This window comes from Ottowia beijingensis (assembly GCF_042680925.1).
GTDB lineage: Bacteria > Pseudomonadota > Gammaproteobacteria > Burkholderiales > Burkholderiaceae_C > Ottowia > Ottowia beijingensis.
This window is the reverse complement of the sequence record NZ_JBHUEP010000005.1, coordinates 512,412-531,072: the sequence shown is the minus strand read 5'-3', so window position 1 is coordinate 531,072 and position 18,661 is coordinate 512,412. Positions and strand designations below refer to the sequence as shown.

The window sequence follows — 18,661 nt, the reverse complement described above, 5'->3', positions numbered from 1 at the left end:
GATTCTGCCCGCTGCGATCACGCTGCTGGCAGCGCTGGCGAACCCACCCGCTCGACCCGGACCGCGCAGTACTTGAACTCCGGAATCTTGCCGAACGGGTCGAGCGCGGCGTTGGTCAGCAGGTTGGCCGCCGCCTCGCGGTAAGCGAAGGGAATGAACACGCTGCCGGGCGGCGTGCCGTCGTCGCGGCGCACCGTCAGCGCCACCTCGCCCCGGCGCGATTGCACGCGCGCGGTGGCGCCGGGCTGCAGGCCCAGGCGCGCCAGGTCGTCGCCGTGCATGCTGACGGTGGGGCCGGGCTCGATGGCGTGCAGCACCTCGGAGCGGCGCGTCATGGCGCCGGTGTGCCAGTGCTCCAGCTGGCGGCCGGTGATCAGCACCATGGGGTAATCGGCATCGGGCCGCTCGTCGGGCGGGATGATGTCGGCCGGCACCAGCTGAATGCGTCCGCTGGCCGTGGGCACGCTGTCGGTGAAGACGATGGGCTGGCCGGGGTCGTCTTCGGCGAGGCACGGGTAGGTCACGCTGCTTTCGCGCTGCAGGCGCTCCCACGTGATGCCGGCGATGGCGCCGTGCATGGCGCGGCGCATCTCGTCGTAGACGGCGGCGACGCCGTGGTAGGCGGCCGCACGCTCACCCCTGCCCTCTCCCGCCAGCGGGAGAGGGCGTTTCTGGGCGCTGCGGTCGGCGTGTGTGGGTCCTTGCTCCCTCGCCCCTCTGGGGAGAGGGTGGGGGTGAGGGGCCGGCGGCGTATTCACATTCACCGCCGCCGGCCCCCACCCCAGCCCCCGGATCGCGTCCGGGGCAGGCTCTCCCCCAGCGCGGGAGGGAGTCTCGTTTTCATAGCGCCAGTCCAGCCCCAGGCGCTGCGCCATCTGCTGGATGATCCACAGGTCAGCGCGTGCCTCGCCCGGCGGCTGCAGCGCCTGCTGGCCCAGCTGCACCATGCGATCCGTGTTGCTCACGGTGCCGGTCTTCTCGGGCCACGCCGACGCAGGCAGCACCACGTCGGCCAGCCAGGCGGTTTCGGTGAGGAAGATGTCCTGCACCACCAGGTGCTCCAGGCTGCTGAGCGCATGGCGCGCGTGGTTCAGGTCGGGGTCGCTCATCGCGGGGTTCTCGCCCATGATGTACATGCCGCGCACTTTGTGCGGGTCGCTGTCGTCGGCCAGCGCCTTGTGCATGATCTCCACCACCGTGTAGCCCGGATTCGGGTCGAGCGGCTGGCCCCAGAAGTCTTCGAACCATTCACGCGCCGATGCATCGGCCACGTGCTGGTAGTTGGGGTACATCATGGGGATCAACCCCGCATCGCTGGCGCCCTGCACGTTGTTCTGGCCGCGCAGCGGGTGCAGGCCGGTGCCGGGGCGGCCGATCTGGCCGGTGCAGGTGGCCAGGGCGATCAGGCAGCGCACGTTGTCGGTGCCGTGCACGTGCTGGCTCACGCCCATGCCCCACAGGATGATCGCCGTCCTGGCCGTGGCGTAGGCGCGCGCCACTTCGCGCAGCGTGGCGGCCGGGATGCCGCAGATCGGTGCCATCGCCTCGGGCGAATAGCCCTGCACGTTCTGCTTCAAGGCCTCGAAGTTGTCGGCGCGCTCGCGCAGGAATGCCTCGTCGCACAGCCCCTCGGTGACGATCACGTGCAGCAGCGCGTTCAGCATCGCCACGTCGGCACCCGGCTTGAAGGGCAGCACGCGCCAGGCGTGGCGCGCGATGTCGGTCACGCGCGGGTCGGCCAGCACGATCTTCGCGCCGCGCTGCGCCGCGTTCTTCATCCACGTGGCCGCCACCGGGTGGTTGGCCGTGGGGTTGGAGCCGATGATGAGGATCAGTTCGGCGTGCTCCACGTCCTTCACCGGGTTGCTGACCGCGCCCGAGCCCACGCCCTCCAGCAGCGCCGCCACGCTGGACGCATGGCACAGCCGCGTGCAGTGGTCGACGTTGTTGCTGCCGAAGCCGGTGCGCACCAGCTTCTGGAACAGGTAGGCCTCTTCGTTGCTGCCCTTGGCGCTGCCGAAGCCGGCCAGCGCTTTCGGGCCGTGCTGCGCTTTCAACTCGACCAGCTTGCCGGCGGCCAGGTCGAGGGCTTCTTCCCAAGTCGCCTCGCGGAACACGCTGCGCCAGTCGGGGTGCTGCTCGCAATGCTCGACGTTCTTGGGTGCGTCGGCGCGCCGGATCAGCGGCCTCGTGATGCGTTCCGGGCTGGCCACGTAATCGAAGCCGAACCGCCCTTTCACGCACAGCCGGCCTTCGTTGGCCGGGCCGTCGCGGCCAGTCACGCTGACGATCTGCTCATCGCGCACGTGGTAGGTGATCTGGCAGCCGACGCCACAGAACGGGCAGACCGAATCGACCTGCCGGTCCACCTTCTGCGGGCCGATGTGCGCCTTCGGCATCAGCGCGCCCGTGGGGCAGGTCTGCACGCATTCGCCGCAGGCCACGCAGGTGCTGGCGCCCATCGGGTCCTCCAGGTCGAACACGATGCGCGCGTGGCTGCCGCGCCCCGCGTAGCCGATCACGTCGTTCACCTGCGCCTCGCGGCAGGCGCGCACGCAGCGCGTGCACTGGATGCAGGCGCTGAGGTTGACGGCCATGGCGGGGTGGCTGAGGTCGGGCGCGGGTTGGGCGCGCTTCAGGGCTTGCAGCGCGGGGCGTACCGTGATGCCCATGCGATGGGCCCAGGCGCTGAGTTCGCCGTGCTGGCCGATGGGGGCCGCGCCCTCACCCTTGCCCTCTCCCGCCTGGCGGGAGAGGGGGGCATCCGTGCCGGTAGCCGCGATGTGCGCGCTTGGGGCTGTTGCCCCCTCTCCCGCGCGCGGGAGAGGGTTGGGGTGAGGGTGCCCCCTCCCCCGCTGGGGGAGGGTTGGGGTGGGGGCCGGCGGCGCGCCCTCGTCCAACGTGGATGGCCCCCATCCCGGCCTTCCCCCAGCGGGGGAAGGAGCTTCGTCATCGTTCCACTTGAAGCCGGCTTCCGGCATCTCCGCCATCAGCATCTCGACGACCAGGTTCTGCGACTTGCGCGCCCGCTCGCTCGTGGCCTTCACCTTCATGCCCGGCTGCACGGCGCGGCAGCAACTGGGGGCCAGCACGCGCTCGCCCTCGATCTCGACCACGCAAGCGCGGCAGTTGCCGTCGGCGCGCAGACCGTCCGTATAACAAAGGCGCGGAATCTCGACGCCGTGTCGTTCGGCGGCCTTCAGGATGGTTTCGCCCTCGAACGCCTCCACGGGCCGACCGTCGAGTTCGAACGCCACGCTGGCCAGCGCTGGGGGTTTCAGCGGTGCATTCATGGCTCCACCTCGTGCGGAAAGTAGCGCTGCACGCACAGCATGGGATTGGGCGCCGCCTGGCCCAGGCCGCAGATCGAGGCATCGACCATCACGGCGCTCAGGTCATTCAGCGTGGCCGCGTCCCACACGGGCGCTTCCATCAGCTGCGCAGCCTTCACGGTGCCGACGCGGCAGGGCGTGCACTGGCCGCAGCTTTCATCGGCGAAGAAGCGCATCATGTTCAGCGCCGCGTCACGCGCCTTGTCGTGCTGGCTCAGCACGATCACCGCCGCGCTGCCGATGAAGCAGCCGTGCGGCTGCAGCGTGTCGAAGTCCAGCGGCACATCGGCCAGGCGCGCGGGCAGGATGCCGCCGCTGGCGCCGCCGGGCAGGTAGGCGTACAGCGCGTGTCCCTCAGCCATGCCGCCGCAGTACTCGTCGACCAGCTCGCGCAGCGTGATGCCGGCCGGGGCCAGCTTCACGCCCGGCTGCTTCACCCGGCCGCTCACGCTGTAGCTGCGCAGCCCCTTGCGGCCATGGCGTCCTTGGCTGGCGAACCACTCGGGGCCGCGCTCCAGAATCTCGCGCACCCAATACAGCGTTTCGAAGTTGTGCTCCAGCGTCGGGCGGCCGAACAAACCGCGCTCGGCGATGTAGGGCGGGCGCAGGCGCGGCTCGCCGCGCTTGCCTTCGATGCTTTCGATCATGGCCGACTCTTCGCCGCAGATGTAGGCACCGGCGCCGCGGCGCAGCTCCATTTTCGGGAGCTGCCCGCGCAGCTCCGGCGCGGCTTGCAGCTCGGCAAGCGCCTGCGTCAGAATGGCGCGACATTCGGGGTACTCGTCGCGCAGGTAGATGTAGACGGCTTCGCAACCGACCACGTGCGCGGCGATCAGCACACCTTCCAGAAAGCGGTGCGGGTCGCGCTCCAGATAGAAGCGGTCCTTGAAGGTGCCCGGCTCGCCTTCGTCAATGTTGACCGCCATCAACCGGGGGGCATCAAAGCCCCGCACGATGCGCCACTTGCGCCCGGCCGGAAAGCCCGCGCCGCCCAGGCCGCGCAGGCCGGCGTGCTCCAGCGCGGCCATCACGCCCTCGGCATCGCGCTCGCCGCGCGCCACGGCCTGCGCCAGCGCGTAGCCGCCGCCTTGGTGATAGGCCTCGAAAGCTATCACTTCAGGAGCTGCTTGCGCTTGACTGGCGGGCGCTGAAGCCTTGCTTGACATTGAAACGATGTCCTGCGCCGTCGCATAGCCCAGCGCGCGTTGCCCCACCAGCGCGGCCGGCGCCTGCTCGCAACGGCCGATGCAGGGCGCGGGCACCACCTGCACGTCCGTGCCCAGTAGCGCGGGCAGCCGCGCCAGCAAGTCCCCGGCCCCCGCCAGCTGGCAGCTGAGCGACTGGCACACTCGCACCGTCAGCCGCGGCGCCGCGGCGTCGTCGCGCAGCAGCTCGAAGTGGTGGTAGAAGCTCGCCACCTCATACACCTCGGCCATCGACAGCCGCATCTCGGCCGCCAGCGCCACCAGGTGCCGCTCGAACAGGCCGTGCCAGTGGTCGTTCAGCGCATGCAGGTGCTCGATCAGCAGATCGCGCCGGTGCCCCTCGGCCGGCGGCGGGCCGATCAACGCGCGCACTTCGGCGCGGGCCGCATCGCTCGGCTGGCGCCCCTTCAGCTGGTGGCGCGGGCGCCGAGGATGAATTTTGATGCTTGTCTCGGTGGGCATGACATGCATTATTGTGCAAACGCCGCCGCACTGGTGCGGGCGACCTCGGCATACTGCCAGTTCCAACCATAAGTTCAAGGAGACAAGCCATGAACCCCTTCCACCCGCTTCGCACCGTGGCCGCCGCCCTGGCGCTGGGCGCGCTGACCGCCCTCGGCTCGCCCGCCATGGCGCAGGCCGGCAACGACACCCTGGCCAAGATCCGCAGCAGCGGCAAGGCCGTCATCGGCGTGCGCGAGGCCTCGCCGCCCATGGCCTATGCGCTGGGCGCCAACACCAACTTCACCGGCTACCACGTCGAGCTGTGCGAGCGCATCATCCGCAAGCTGGTGCCGCAGGCCAGGCTGGAGTACTTCGCCATGACGCCGCAGAACACCATGCCGCTGGTGCAGAACGGCACGGTGGACATCGGCTGCGGCCCGGCCACCAACAACCTCACGCGCCAGCAGCAGTTGGCGTTTGCCGTCACCACCTACCTGAGCCAGGTGCGCATGGCGGTGCGGGCCGATTCGGGCATCACCGACTGGAAGCAGCTGGACGGCAAGACCGTCTCGGCCACCACCGGCACCACCGCCGTGCAGCTGCTGCGCCGGCTTGAGCGCGACCTCGACATCAAGATCAACGTGGCGCAGCAGAAGGACAACCTGGAGAGCCTGATGTCGGTCGAGAACGGCCGCGCCGCCGCCTTCGTGCTGGACGACAACCTGCTGGCCGGCGTGGTGGCCAACTCGCGCGATCCGAAGCTGTACAAGCTGGCCGGTACCTCGCTGCAGTCCGAGCCCATCGCCATCCTGTTCCGCAAGGACGACCCCGCCTTCAAGCAGGCGGTGGATGGCGAGCTGAAGGCCATGATGGCCTCGGGCGAAATGGCCAGGCACTACGACAAGTGGTTCATGCAGCCCATTCCGCCGCGCAACGTGGCGCTGAACCTGCCGCTGTCGGACGAGCTGAAAGCGCTGTTCGCCCAGCCCAACGACGACCCGATCGAGAGCTACAACAAGCGCTGACCGATCAACTAGAACCCACCGCCCACCGCCCACCGCCCACCGCCCACCGCCCACCGCCCACCGCCCACCGCCCACCGCACAAGGAGCACCACCCCCATGAAAGGCGACCCCAAGGCCATCGAATGCCTGCAGGCCCAGCTGAAGAACGAGCTGACGGCCATCAACCAGTACTTTCTGCACTACCGGATGCTCAAGCACTGGGGCTTCGACAAGCTGGCGAAGAAGGAGTACGACGAATCCATCGGCGAGATGAAGCACGCCGACCTGCTGATGGACCGCATCTTCATGCTGGACGGCCTGCCCAACCTGCAGGACCTGGGCAAGCTGCTGGTCGGCGAGGACGTGCCCGAAATCCTGGCCTGCGACCTGAAGATGGAGCGCGCCGCGCAGGCCACCATCAAGGACGGCATCGCCCACTGCGAAAGCGTGCGCGACTACGTCTCGCGCGACCTGCTGCAGCACATCCTGGACGACACCGAGGAGCACATCGACTTTCTGGAAACGCAGCTTGAGCTGGTCGAGAAGGTGGGGCTGCCCAACTACCTGCAAAGCCAGATGGGCGAGGTCGGCTGAGGCGGCGCACGAGCCAGGGAAGAGGGTGGGCGAACCATATACTCCCTGCCCATCGATCCGCCAGCGCCCTGTTGGTGGGCGCTGACGACCTATACTCCCTATGACCATGCTCCACGCTGCTGTGGGAGCGGGCTTGCCCGCGATGCAGCGCCTGCCTCGCCCGAGGAGCCCATCGCGGGCAAGCCCGCTCCCACAGGCATGGTGGCCGCACGCTCCTCAAGCGAATGGCGGCCGCAAGACTGCCATCCCCCCAAGCCACCTGCCCTCCTGACAGACTCCCCTTGAGCTGCGCCCCCGCGCCGCAGGAGCGGCGGCAGCCGCGAACCAGCGCTTCGCCCCACGCCAGCCCATGGGCGGCTTCCACCGCCCCTGCACCGTCTGCCGAACGCACGACGCTGCCCCTCTCGACGCAGCAAGCGCTGCGCCCCGCTGTCGCCCCATCGCCACAGCCAATAACAATCATTCTCATTTGCATATAGAATCACCGACTTTCATCACACGCCAGCGAACAGCGCCGTGAAGGGTCCAGCCCTCTGCACGCAGCGCCCAGGTAGCCAGCCGAAGTTCTTCTCCACACTTTGCTGGGCCCTGCCATGTCCGTTGACCACGTTTTCAAGCCAACCCCCCCCTGCGCACCCGCCGCACAAGCGCAAGCAGCTATTGATTCAATAGCTGCACAAACCCCCTCCAAACCCTTGCTGCCGCTGGGCGCCATGCTGCTGGCCGGCTCGCTGGGCAGCACGGCGCTGGCGCAGCCGGCCGCGCCGGCAGCGGCTGCATCGGCCCCCGCGGCGCAGCAGGCGCCGGTGGCCGGCACGCTTTCCACCGTCACCGTGCGCGATTCGGCGGTGGGCGACGGGTCAACCAACAGCAAGGCGCAACTGCGCGCCACCCGCACCGAGATCGGCAAGGGCAACCAGGCGCTGCGCGACATCCCGCAGAGCGTGACGGTGATGACCGAAAAGCTCATGCAAGACCGCAACCTCGACGACTTCCGCGACGTGCTGCGCACCACCGCCGGCGTCACCTTCCTGGCCGGCGAGACGGGCGAGGAAGACGTGCGCCTGCGTGGCTTCTCGCTGGGCACCGCCGGCGACATCTACCGCGACGGCCTGCGCGATGCGCCGCTGATCGAGCGCGACACCTTCAACGACGACCGCGTGGAAGTCATCAAGGGCTCGGCGTCGATGCTGTTCGGCAAGGGCAGCACCGGCGGGGTGGTCAACCAGGTCAGCAAGCAGCCTTTCTTGATGACGCAACACGAAGCCAGCGTGACCATCGGCAACGGCAACGAAAAGCGCGTGCATGGCGACTTCAACTGGCACACCGGGCAAGACGCCGCGCTGCGCCTGAACCTGATGGGCCACGACGCCGACAACTGGGGCGCCCGGCAGCGCAAGGTCGGCATCGCGCCCACCTTCCGCTGGGGCATTGGCACGCGCAACGAGTTCTCGGTGGGCCTGTACCACCTCGACGTGGACGGTCGCGGCAACTACAACCACCCTTGGTTCATCCGTGACGGCAGGATCGTGCCCACGCTGCCGGCGCGCAATTTTTACGGGCTCGACAGCGACAAGCAGGACAGCTCGTCCACCTACGTCACGCTGGCCCACACGCACCGCTTTGCCGACGGCGGCCAGCTAAAGACGCAGCTGCGCCACGGCCGCTACGAGCGCGACCTGTGGGCCAGCGTGATCCGTTTCGGCCAGACCGACGGCGCGCCCACCACCATCGACAACTGGGGCCCCCAGACGATCATCACCCGCTCCCCCAAGGGCCGCATCGGCCGCAGCGACCTGACCCAGCTGCAAAGCGACTACAGCAACACCTTCGACTGGGGCGGGCGCAAGCACCAGATCCTGGCCGGGGTGGATTTCTACGTCGATGACGCGCGCCGCGTGAACAACTTCGCCGGCCCCGCCAGCGGCCTGACCACCACCGTGGGCCAGCCCAACAACGGCGACTGGCGTGCCGACCCGCGCGGCGCCCCCGCCTACAACACCTTCGACGCGCGCAACATCGGCGTGTACGTGCAGGACACGGTGGCCATGACCGACACGCTGAAGCTGGTGGCCGGCCTGCGCTTCGACCATTTCAAGGGAAGCTACGACACTGTGGCCAGCACCGCCGCCAACGGCACCGTCACGCCCGGCTACAGCTTCAGCAAGACCGAAAGCCTGTGGAGCCCGCGCGTCGGCCTGCTGTGGCAGCCGAGCGATACCGCGTCGTATTACGTCTCTTACGGCACCTCGTACAACACCTCGGGCGATGCCTACCAGTTCACGCCCAGCAGCCCCAACCAGACGCTGGCCAACACCCCGGCCGAGAAGAGCCGCAACCTCGAGATCGGCGGCAAGTGGGAGCTGTTCGACCAGCGCCTGTCGGTGGGCACGGCGCTGTTCTATTCAGAGAAGTACAACGAGCGCAACCAGGACCCCGACAGCGTGGCCCAGCAGTTCCTGCTCTCGGGCAAGCGCCACGCCGCCGGCATGGAGTTCAACGCCGCCGGCCGCATCACGCCGAAGTGGGAGATGTTCTGGAACCACACCTGGATCCCCGTCGCCAAGATCAGCCGCAGCAACCAGCAGTTGGCCGCCAGTGGCGGCGGCGCCCAGGTGCAGGGCGACCGCCCCGGCCTCACGCCGCGCCACAGCGGCAGCGTGTGGAGCACCTACCGCGTCTTCCCGAAGCTGCGCCTGGGCCTGGGCGCCAACTACCGCAGCAGCCAAAGCCCCGAAGGCAGCCGCGCGGTGAAGGCCGCCGGCTTCGTCACCTTCGACGCCATGGCCGAATACAGCTTCACCGAGATGACCACCCTCAAGCTCAACGTCACCAACCTCACCGACAAGCTCTACGCCGACACGCTGTACCGCGGCTTCTATGGGCCGGGGCAGCCGCGGCGGGTGCAGTTGACGCTGAAGCACCTGTTCTGAGCATGAAGAAATGACCTCGCTGCGCTTCGATGACGGCGGCTGCGCCGCCATGACTGTGCCCGTCATTTCGTCATTGACGCCGCGCCAGCGGCAAAGTCATTTCGTCATCGAATAACCTCATGCTGATCCACCTCCAACACCTGCTCACCCCCGACGAGCTGGTCCAGGGCCGCGCGCTGCTCACCGCACCCGATGCCCCGTGGCGCGACGGCCGCCACAGCGCCGGCGCGCAGGCCGTGGGCGTCAAACAGAACCAGCAGCTGGCGCAGGACAGCACCACCGCCGCCACGCTGCGCGCGCTGGTGCTGGGCGCGCTGCAGCGCGATGCGCTGGTGCTGTCGGCCGCGCTGCCGCGCAAGATTTTCAACCCGCTGTTCAACCGCTACGGCAGCGGTGCCGACCGCTACGGCGCCCACGTCGACGGTGCCGTCATGCATTCCACCGCCAGCGGCGAATGGGTGCGCAGCGACCTGTCGTGCACCGTGTTCTTCAGCGACCCGGCCGACTACGACGGCGGCGAGCTGGTGGTGCACGGCGCGCCCGGCGAGGCCGCGCAGCGCATCAAGCTGCCCGCGGGCGACGCCATCCTCTACCCCGGCACCAGCGTGCACGAGGTCACACCCGTCACCCGAGGCGAGCGCCTGGCCAGCTTTCTGTGGATCGAGAGCATGGTGCGCTCGGGCGAGCAGCGCCGCCTGCTGTTCGAGATGGACATGGCCCTGCTTGCCCTGCGCCAGCGCCACGGCGAAAGCCCCGAAGCCACGCGCCTGACCGGCGTGTACCACAACCTGCTGCGGCAATGGGCCAGCACCTGACTTGCGCTCATGATCAGAATACCCTGCAACGCCCGCCCATTAAGCGCAAGCAGCTATGTTTATTGAAGCACCCCGGATGCAGGAGCGGGCTGGCCCGCGATGCAGCGGTGGCACCGCGCACAGGCCGCATCGCGGGCCAGCCCGCTCCCACACGCCAGGCTGCACACCAACACATACTCCCCATACACCTATCCGCCAGCGCTTGATATACAAGCGCTGAACACATATACCCCACTCCAAAAACCCTCCGCACCATGGCATCGCCCGCCCCAGCGCCCCACACCCTGGCCGACTTCGCCCTGGCCGCCGAACAGGCGCTGGACGCCGCCACCTGGGCCTACTTCAACGGCGGTGCGGGCGACGAGGCCACGCTGCACGCCAACGCCGCCGCCTGGCAGGCGCTGCCCCTGTGGCCGCGCGTACTGCAGCCGCTGGCCGGCGGGCACACGCGCGTAGCACTGGCCGGGCACGAGCTGGCGCACCCCATCCTGCTGGCCCCGGTGGCGCACCAGCGGCTGGCCCACCCCGATGGCGAATGGGCCAGTGCGCTGGCCGCCGCCGCGCAGGGTGCGGGCTATGTGCTCGGCACGCAATCGAACGTGCCGATGGAGCAGGTCGCCGAAGCCGTGCTGGCCGACCCCGGGCGCGGCCCGCTGTGGTTCCAGCTCTACTGGCAGGCCGACCGCGGCTTCAACCGCGCGCTGGTGCAGCGCGCCGAGGCGGCGGGCTTCGAGGCCATCGTGCTCACCGTCGACGCCCCCGTGCAGGGCGTGCGCGACCGCGAGCGCCGCGCCGGCTTTGCCCTGCCGCCCGGCGTGCACGCCGTGCACCTGCAGGATGCACCCGCCGTGCCACCGGCCGACGGCACCTACTGCGCCGGCCTGCCCGCCCACGCCCCCACCTGGGACGACGTGGCTTGGCTGCGCGCGCAGACGCGGCTGCCGGTGTGGCTCAAGGGCTTGCTGCACCCGGCCGATGCGCGCGCCGCGCAGGCGCTGGGCGTGGCCGGCCTCATCGTCAGCAACCACGGCGGCCGCACTCTCGACACCGCGCCCGCCACTGCGCAGGCGCTGCCCCGGGTGCGCGCCGCCGCGGGCGATGCGTTGCCGCTCGTCGTCGACGGCGGCATCCGCCGCGGGACCGACGTGCTCAAGGCCATCGCCCTGGGCGCCAACGCCGTCATGGTGGGCCGCCCCGTGGCGCACGCCCTGGCGGCGGGCGGCGCGCTGGGCGTGGCGCGCATGCTGCGCCTGCTGCGCGACGAGCTGGAGATGGCCATGGCCCTCACCGGCTGCCGCACGTTGGCCGAAGCGGGCGCTCACCTGCTTGATCCCGCCACCGCCGCTGTGTGGGAGCAGGCTGGCCCGCGATGAAGGGTTTCGTCGCCACCCACGCTTGATCGCGGGCCAGCCCGCTTCCACAGCGCTGTCCGAGACGGGTGGCACATCCAACAAATATATGACTTCGCTGCGCCTCAGTGACCAAGACATCGTTCGTCGTTTGTCATGCGGCGCCAGCCGCGGTCATGGGTCATCGTTTTGAAAGCAAAACGACATGGGCCGCACTGCCGGAAAAACGCCTATCGCCAAAATAGTGATTGACAATGAGAATGGTTCGCATTTAATATACATCTCTCATCACTGTCGCGTTCCCAGGACTTCCGCCCCATGATCGTCTGCGTCTGCAACCGCATCTCCGACCGCGAAATCACCCGGCAAGCCCGTGCCGGCATGAGCTTCGACGACATCCAACTCGAGCTGGGCGTGGCCACCTGCTGCGGCCGCTGCGAGGGCTGCGCGCGCGACATCGTGGCGCAGTGCGCACCGGGCCACCCGGTGGCGGCGCTGCACCACGCCGGCCTGGCCACCGGCCCGCACGGGGCCCGCGCATGATGACCGGCGCCAGCGCCGCACTGTGGGCTGCGCTCGGCGGCCTGGTGGGCGTGCTCATCGCCCTGGCCTGGGTCTTCGGCGGCCTGCGCCGCCGCCCGTCACGCCTCTGACCCCGCACCCCGCATCGTTGCCGCCAGCGGCCTGCCCGCTGCGCCGCGCCATCCCGCTTTCGTATCATGTTCGCGACTTCGCTCTCGCCTGCTTCCACCGTGCCACCTCCGGGCCGTACCGCCGTCATCGTCGGCAGCGTTGTGTTGCTGCATGCGGTGGCGCTGTGGGCGCTGCAGCGCGGGCTGGTGCGCCCGCCGGCCGAGGTGATCGTGCCGGCGCAGATCCTGGCCGAGCTGATTGCCCCGCCGCCGCCACCCGCCGCGCCGCCTGCGCCCACACCGCCGCCGCCCGCGCCACCGGCCCCGGCATCGCCGCCGCCGCCCAAACCCCGGCCCGCACCGCCCCCACCCAAGCCACGCGCAGCGCCGCCGCGGCCGGCCCCGGTGGTGCAGCCACGCCCCGCAGCGCCCGTGGTGGCGCCCGCGCCCACCGCTCCGGCGCCCGTGCCGGCAGCGCCCGAACCCACGCCGTCGCCCGCGGCCGCAGCGGCACCGGCGGCGCCCGCGCCCAGCCCACCGGCGCCGCCCGCACCGCCCGTCATCGTGCAGCCGTCCACCAGCGCCGCGCACCTGAACAACCCCGCGCCCACCTACCCCGCCATGAGCAAGCGCCTGGGCGAGAGCGGCCGCGTGGTGGTGCGCGTGCTGATCGGCCCCGATGGCCGCGCGCAGGACGCGCGCCTCCAGCGCTCCAGCGGCTTCGACCGCCTGGACCAGGTGGCGCTGGAAACCGCGCGCGACCGCTGGCGCTACGTGCCCGGCACCCGCAACGGCGTGCCCGAGGCCATGTGGTTCAACGTCCCCCTCAATTTCGTTCTGGAGTGAAGTCAAATGAACAATGAATTAGGTCTGCTGCACGTCTGGGCCCAGGGCGACTGGGTCACGCGCAGCGTGTTCGCGGCGCTGCTGCTGATGTCGCTGGCCTCGTGGATCGTGATCCTGATGAAGGCACTGGGCGTGGTGCAGGCCAAGCGCCAGGCGGCGCGGGTGGAAGGCTTCTGGCATTCGGCCGACATGGCCGAAGGGCTGGCCAAGCTGGGCGACGATGACGCCAACCCGTTCCGCCAGCTCGCCGTGGAAGGCCGCGAAGCCGCCGCCCACCACCGCGCCACCAGGGCGCAATTGCACGATTCGCTGGACGCGAGCGACTGGATCTCGCGCGCGCTTCGCAACAGCATCGACAGCACCACCGGGAAGTTGCAGGCCGGCCTGGCCATCCTGGCCTCGGTCGGCTCCACCGCGCCCTTCGTCGGCCTGTTTGGCACCGTCTGGGGCATCTACCACGCGCTGATGAAGATCGGCGCCGCCGGCCAGGCCAGCATCGACCAGGTGGCCGGCCCGATCGGCGAGGCGCTGATCATGACCGCGCTGGGCCTGGCCGTGGCCATCCCGGCCGTGCTGGGCTACAACGCGCTGGTGCGCGGCAACAAGCACATCCTGGCCAAGCTGGGCCGCTTTGCGCACGACCTGCATGCCTACCAACTGACCGGCGCGCGCGTGACGGCGGCCAGCGGCGACGGCAACGTGGTGGCTCTGAAGCGGAGTTGAGCATGGCCGGATTCATCGCCGACGAGCACGACGAGGTGATGAGCGAGATCAACATGGTCCCGTTCATCGACGTGATGCTGGTGCTGCTGATCATCTTCATCATCACCGTGCCGGTGATGAAGCACGCCGTGAACGTGGAGCTGCCGCGCGCGGCCAACGAGAAGGAGCAGATCAAGCCCGAGACGGTGCTGCTGGCGGTGCAGGCCGACGGCAGCTACGTGCTGGGCGAGGAGAAGATCGCCGACGATCAGCTGGGCGCCCGGCTGCAGGCCGCCGCGCGGCAGCAGCCGCAGCCCGACCTGCACATCCGCGGCGACCGCGACGTGCGCTACGAGCGCGTGGCCCAGGCCATGGCGGCGGCGCAGCAGGCGGGCCTGGGCAAGATCGGCTTCGTGACCGAGCCGCCGCGCGCGCCATGACGATGCGCCCGCCCATGACCACGCGCGCCGCAACGTCGCCCGACGCGTGCCGATCCGGCACGGAGCCCGTCGACACCACGCCGCCCGAACCCAGCGGCGGCCCGGTGCCGAGCCACCGCCTGCTGCAAGGCCGCCGCGCCATCGAGATCAGCCACAACGGCGCGGTCTATCGACTGCAGGCCACCAAGCTGGGCAAGCTGATCCTGACCAAATAGCTTCATCGTGGGAAGCGCCCGTGCGGCGCTATTGACAGAGTCAGCCAGGCAGTGCCCAGCCAGCTCTTTTTTTTCATGCTGCCATCAGGCCGCCAGCGCCTTCTGATAAAGCGCTGACAGCTATTCAATCAATAGCAATAAGCATGGGTTTGCACCGTGGCAAGATGCACCCCTGCCTCATACCGTTTCGCGCTCAAAACCATGACCAATGACTGCGGCTGGCGCCGCATGACCCGTGACAAATACCCCATTTGTCATTGAAGCGCAGCGAAGTCATTCGTCATTCGTCATTCGTCATTCGTCATTTTTTGCAGCGAACCTGTATCAGCCCCCACCTGCGCATGCGCCGACTTCGCTCTGTCCTCACCATCCTGCTCGTTCTGCTGGCCCTGGCGGCGGGGGCGTGGTGGGCGTTTCAGCGCTTCGTGGGCGAGCTGGCATTGAACCTGGAACCCGCCACGCTGCAGCAGCACCTGGCCGAGCGCTTTCCGGTCCGCAACTGCCAGCTGGTGCTGGCCTGTGTGGAGTTCCGCGCGCCGCAGCTCAGCCTGCCGGCCGGGGGCGACCGGCTGCAGCTGGACACCCAGCTGGCCGTGCAGGCCGGCGGGCGCGAGTTTCCGGGCCGGGCGGGCTTGGCGGGCCGGCTGCGCTACGAGCAGGCGGCCGGCGCGTTCTACATCGACGATCTGACGGTGACCGACTTTGCGTTGGACGGCGTGCCCGAGCGCTACGCCGCGCTGGTGCGCGCGCACGGGCCGCAGGCGGTGCAGGCGGCGCTGCGCGACCGGCCGGTGTACGTGATCGACACCAGCACCACCGCCGGGGCGCTGGCGCGCTGGGCGGTGCGTGACGTGCGGGTGGCGGATGGCCGGTTTCGGGTGAGCCTGCTCAGGTGGCGTGATTGAAGGCGCTTGATGATCAAGACGTCCCGGAGGACGCGCGGACCACATCCGCCGTGTGGCAACGCGCTTGCCCGCAATCAAGCGCTGGCTGCAACGAAGCGCCTCATCGCGGGCAAGCCCGCTCCTGCAGCGCTGTCTGAGACTTGTTGCGAATCAATGAAAAATGATAGCTGCTTACGCTTGATATAACTTGATTTCAGAGAGCTTTCTATCTGAAACCATTGTATACCGGGCGCAAGCAGCTATCTTTATTGAATCATCCGGGGACCATTGCCCCGCGCCTCAATACGTTTCCAGGTGCAGCCGCCCTTCCTTCTTCAGGCGCTGGCCGATCTCGTCCCAGTTCAGGCCGGCGCCCTGCGCCACGTCGCGCAGCGCCAGCACCACGCCTTCTTCCATGCTCTTCAGGCCGCACACATAGAAGAAGGTGTTGGGGTCCTGCAGCAGCGCCGCCAGGTCGGCGGCGCGCTCGCGCATCGCGTCCTGCACGTACTTCTTGGGCTGGTGGGGCGTGCGGCTGAAGGCGAAGTTGATGTCGATAAAATCCTTCGGCAGGCTTTGCAGCGGGCCGAAGTAGGGCAACTCTTCCTTGGTGCGGGCGCCGAAGAACAGCATCAGCTTGCCGCCCTCGAACTTGCCGCTCTTGCGCAGGCGGCGGCGCCATTCCGTCATGGCGCGCATGGGAGCCGAGCCGGTACCGGTGCAGATCATCACGATGTTCGACTTGGGGTGGTTCGGCATCAGGAAGGTGGCGCCGAACGGCCCGATGACCTGCACCTTGTCGCCCACCTTCAGGTCGCACATGTAGTTGCTGCCGACGCCACGCACCGGGTTTCCCTGGTGGTCTTCGAGCACGCGCTTGATGGTGAGCGACAGGTTGTTGTAGCCCGGCCGCTCGCCGTTGCGCGGGCTGGCGATGCTGTACTGGCGCGCAAAGTGCGGCTTGCCGCGCTCGTCGGTGCCCGGCGGCACGATGCCGATGGATTGGCCCTCCAGCACCGGGAAGGGCATGGTGCCGAAGTCCAGGATGATGTGGTGCGTGTCGTATTCGGTGCCCACGTCGGTGACGCGCACGTTGCCGGCGACGGTGGCCGTCACCGTCTTCTCGGCGGCGCGCGCGCCGTAGAGGTTGGTGTAGGCGTGCGCGGCCGACCAGGGCGGGATGGTGGCGCCATAGCTGGCGGGTGCCGCGCCAGTGCCGGGCTGCGTAGGGTCGATGGCGGCGGCCTCGGCCTGCGCCTGGGTCTGCAGGGCGTCGTCGGCCTGCTCATCGCCCGCCAGTGCGTCTTCGGCCACGCCGGCTTCGGCCAGTTGCGCGGGCGTCAGCTCTTCGGGCAGCTCGAACCAGCTGAACTGCTCTTCCAGCGTGTAGGGCTTGGCCTTGGGCACCAGGCGCCAGCTGTCGATGGCGCCGGTGGGGCACACCGGCACGCAGTTCATGCACATCTTGCAGGTGTCGGCACTGACCACGTAGTTGTTCGAGTCGTGCGTGATGGCGTCGATGGGGCACGCCGCCTCGCACGCGCCGCAGCGGATGCAGATGGCGGCGTCGATCAGGTGCTGCTTGAGGATGGTGGTGTCGGTTGCGGCCATGGAAACTCATTAAAACAGCCGGACGCAGAGGACGCAAAGGATTCGCAGAGGACGCAAAAAATCCAGGAAGAAGTTTTCGGCTGTTTCCTTTGCGTCCTCTGCGTGATTTCTGCGTCCTCTGCGTCCGGTTTTCGACAGTGTCAGTTGAAACGCACGTATTCGAAATCGACCGGCTGGCGGTTGATGCCCATCACCGGCGGCGCGATCCAGTTGGCGAACTTGCCCGGCTCGACTACGCGGCCCATCAGGCTGGCGACGTAGGCGCGGTCTTCCGGCGTGGGCAGCCAGTCCTTGGCCTTGGCGTTCCACTCGGCATCGCTCACCACCTGGCCCTCGGGGCTGACCTTGACGCCCGACAGCGCGCCGATGTTGCGGTGGAAGGCCTTGTGCGGCACCTTCAGCTTGAACGGGATGCCACCCTTCTCGATGATGCGGTTCCAGCGCTCGACGCCGCCGATGGAATCCTTGATGTAGTCGTCGCGCAGCACTTCGTTCAGCGCGTTGAGCATCGGCACTTCCTTCTCGATCAGCTTGCCGTCGACCACGTTCAGCACCTTGTAGGTCTGACCCTTCAGCACGTGGTCGTCGGTGCGCTTGCCCTCCTCGAAGCGGCCCTTCAGACCCGTCGAGTAGAAGGTGGCGGCGTTGCTCGACTCGTCGGCACCGAACAGGTCGATGGTGACCGAGAAGTGGAAGTTCAGGTAGCGCTGGATCGTCGGCAGGTCGATCACGCCGGCGTTGCGCAGCTTCTGCACGTCGTCGGTCTTGAGCTGGTTCATCATGTCGACGGTGCGCTGGATCACGCGGCCCACGCCGGATTCGCCCACGAACATGTGGTGCGCCTCTTCGGTCAGCATGAACTTGGTGGTGCGGGCCAGCGGATCGAAGCCGGATTCAGCCAGCGCGCACAGCTGGAACTTGCCGTCGCGGTCGGTGAAGTAGGTGAACATGAAGAAGCTCAGCCAGTCGGGCGTCTTCTCGTTGAAGGCCTGCAGGATGCGGGGATTGTCCTGGTCGCCGCTGCGGCGCTCCAGCAGCGCCTCGCCCTCCTCGCGGCCGTCGCGGCCGAAGTACTTGTGCAGCAGGTAGACCATGGCCCACAGGTGGCGGCCTTCCTCGACGTTGACCTGGAACAGGTTGCGCAGGTCGTACTGGCTGGGGCAGGTCAGGCCCAGGTGGCGCTGCTGCTCCACGCTGGCCGGCTCGGTGTCGCCCTGGGTGACGATGATGCGGCGCAGGTTGGCGCGGTGCTCGCCGGGCACGTCCTGCCAGGCGGCTTCACCCATGTGGTCGCCGAAGTGGATCTTGCGGTCTTGCTCGGCCGGGTTCAGGAAGATGCCCCAGCGGTAGTCGGGCATCTTGACGTAGCCGAACTGCGCCCAGCCCGCCGGATCGACGCTGACCGCGGTGCGCAGGTACACGTCGTAATCCACCGAGCCCTCGGGGCCCATGTCCTGCCACCACTGCAGGTAGTTGGGCTGCCACTGCTCGAGCGCGCGCTGCAGCGTGCGGTCTTCCGACAGGTTGACGTTGTTGGGGATCTTCTCGCTGTAGTTGATGCTGCTCATGGTGGTCTCCTTGCAATGAAACAATGACTTCGCGGCCCTGCCGCTCAATGACTGCGTGCCTTCGGCACAGGCATGACGAAATGACGG

The 18,661-nt window shown here is 68.5% G+C and carries 16 protein-coding genes; 12 read left to right on the top strand and 4 right to left on the bottom strand.

Features of this window, described 5'->3' with window-relative positions:
- Nucleotides 1-17 precede the first annotated feature (17 nt).
- Both ACFSCU_RS05870 and ACFSCU_RS05865 read right to left on the bottom strand, forming a co-directional pair.
- Complete coding sequence (locus ACFSCU_RS05870) at nucleotides 18-3,293, bottom strand: molybdopterin-dependent oxidoreductase (RefSeq protein WP_377560146.1); 3,276 nt, start codon at nucleotides 3,291-3,293, stop codon at nucleotides 18-20.
- On the bottom strand, nucleotides 3,290-4,999 hold the full coding sequence (locus ACFSCU_RS05865; protein ID WP_377560145.1) for an NADH-ubiquinone oxidoreductase-F iron-sulfur binding region domain-containing protein: 1,710 nt from the start codon (nucleotides 4,997-4,999) through the stop codon (nucleotides 3,290-3,292). Before ACFSCU_RS05865 ends, ACFSCU_RS05870 begins: the two co-directional genes overlap by 4 nt.
- Nucleotides 5,000-5,088: 89 nt before the next feature.
- Here ACFSCU_RS05865 and ACFSCU_RS05860 point away from each other — a divergent pair, with 89 nt between their 5' ends.
- The 12 genes from ACFSCU_RS05860 (at nucleotide 5,089) to ACFSCU_RS05805 (ending at nucleotide 15,416) form a co-directional block, all read left to right on the top strand.
- Nucleotides 5,089-6,006, top strand: a complete 918-nt coding sequence (locus ACFSCU_RS05860; protein WP_377560144.1) for a transporter substrate-binding domain-containing protein — start codon at nucleotides 5,089-5,091, stop codon at nucleotides 6,004-6,006.
- Between the two features lie 96 nt (nucleotides 6,007-6,102).
- The gene (gene bfr, locus ACFSCU_RS05855) at nucleotides 6,103-6,579 is read left to right on the top strand and encodes a bacterioferritin (RefSeq protein ID WP_180550909.1); all 477 of its coding nucleotides are present in this window, start codon (nucleotides 6,103-6,105) and stop codon (nucleotides 6,577-6,579) included.
- A gap of 593 nt (nucleotides 6,580-7,172) precedes the next feature.
- Nucleotides 7,173-9,512 (top strand): TonB-dependent receptor, encoded by a 2,340-nt coding sequence (locus ACFSCU_RS05850; RefSeq protein WP_377560143.1) that lies wholly within the window; start codon nucleotides 7,173-7,175, stop codon nucleotides 9,510-9,512.
- A 119-nt stretch (nucleotides 9,513-9,631) separates the two neighbouring features.
- On the top strand, nucleotides 9,632-10,327 hold the full coding sequence (locus ACFSCU_RS05845; RefSeq protein WP_180550908.1) for a Fe2+-dependent dioxygenase: 696 nt from the start codon (nucleotides 9,632-9,634) through the stop codon (nucleotides 10,325-10,327).
- Between the two features lie 254 nt (nucleotides 10,328-10,581).
- Nucleotides 10,582-11,700, top strand: a complete 1,119-nt coding sequence (locus ACFSCU_RS05840; protein ID WP_377560141.1) for an alpha-hydroxy acid oxidase — start codon at nucleotides 10,582-10,584, stop codon at nucleotides 11,698-11,700.
- A 294-nt stretch (nucleotides 11,701-11,994) separates the two neighbouring features.
- On the top strand, nucleotides 11,995-12,219 hold the full coding sequence (locus ACFSCU_RS05835; RefSeq protein WP_377560139.1) for a (2Fe-2S)-binding protein: 225 nt from the start codon (nucleotides 11,995-11,997) through the stop codon (nucleotides 12,217-12,219).
- Nucleotides 12,216-12,329 carry an LPXTG cell wall anchor domain-containing protein gene (locus ACFSCU_RS05830; protein ID WP_180550907.1) on the top strand — a complete coding sequence of 38 codons (114 nt, stop codon included), beginning with the start codon at nucleotides 12,216-12,218 and terminating at the stop codon, nucleotides 12,327-12,329. The genes ACFSCU_RS05835 and ACFSCU_RS05830 overlap by 4 nt, the downstream gene beginning before the upstream one ends.
- 66 nt (nucleotides 12,330-12,395) lie before the next feature.
- Nucleotides 12,396-13,154 (top strand): energy transducer TonB, encoded by a 759-nt coding sequence (locus ACFSCU_RS05825; protein WP_180550906.1) that lies wholly within the window; start codon nucleotides 12,396-12,398, stop codon nucleotides 13,152-13,154.
- A gap of 6 nt (nucleotides 13,155-13,160) precedes the next feature.
- Complete coding sequence (locus ACFSCU_RS05820) at nucleotides 13,161-13,877, top strand: MotA/TolQ/ExbB proton channel family protein (RefSeq protein ID WP_180550905.1); 717 nt, start codon at nucleotides 13,161-13,163, stop codon at nucleotides 13,875-13,877.
- A gap of 2 nt (nucleotides 13,878-13,879) precedes the next feature.
- On the top strand, nucleotides 13,880-14,296 hold the full coding sequence (locus ACFSCU_RS05815) for an ExbD/TolR family protein (protein ID WP_180550904.1): 417 nt from the start codon (nucleotides 13,880-13,882) through the stop codon (nucleotides 14,294-14,296).
- A gap of 14 nt (nucleotides 14,297-14,310) precedes the next feature.
- The gene (hemP, locus tag ACFSCU_RS05810; RefSeq protein WP_180551819.1) at nucleotides 14,311-14,511 is read left to right on the top strand and encodes a hemin uptake protein HemP; all 201 of its coding nucleotides are present in this window, start codon (nucleotides 14,311-14,313) and stop codon (nucleotides 14,509-14,511) included.
- A 341-nt stretch (nucleotides 14,512-14,852) separates the two neighbouring features.
- Nucleotides 14,853-15,416, top strand: coding sequence for a DUF1439 domain-containing protein (locus ACFSCU_RS05805; protein WP_180550903.1), 564 nt, complete (start codon nucleotides 14,853-14,855; stop codon nucleotides 15,414-15,416).
- Nucleotides 15,417-15,695: 279 nt separating this feature from the next.
- Here the strand turns inward: ACFSCU_RS05805 and boxA are convergent, their stop codons facing one another.
- A complete protein-coding gene (boxA, locus tag ACFSCU_RS05800) occupies nucleotides 15,696-17,006 on the bottom strand; it encodes a benzoyl-CoA 2,3-epoxidase subunit BoxA (RefSeq protein ID WP_377560138.1) in 1,311 nt (436 codons plus the stop codon).
- Between the two features lie 140 nt (nucleotides 17,007-17,146).
- Nucleotides 17,147-18,574, bottom strand: a complete 1,428-nt coding sequence (gene boxB, locus ACFSCU_RS05795) for a benzoyl-CoA 2,3-epoxidase subunit BoxB (protein ID WP_180550902.1) — start codon at nucleotides 18,572-18,574, stop codon at nucleotides 17,147-17,149.
- Nucleotides 18,575-18,661 lie beyond the last annotated feature (87 nt).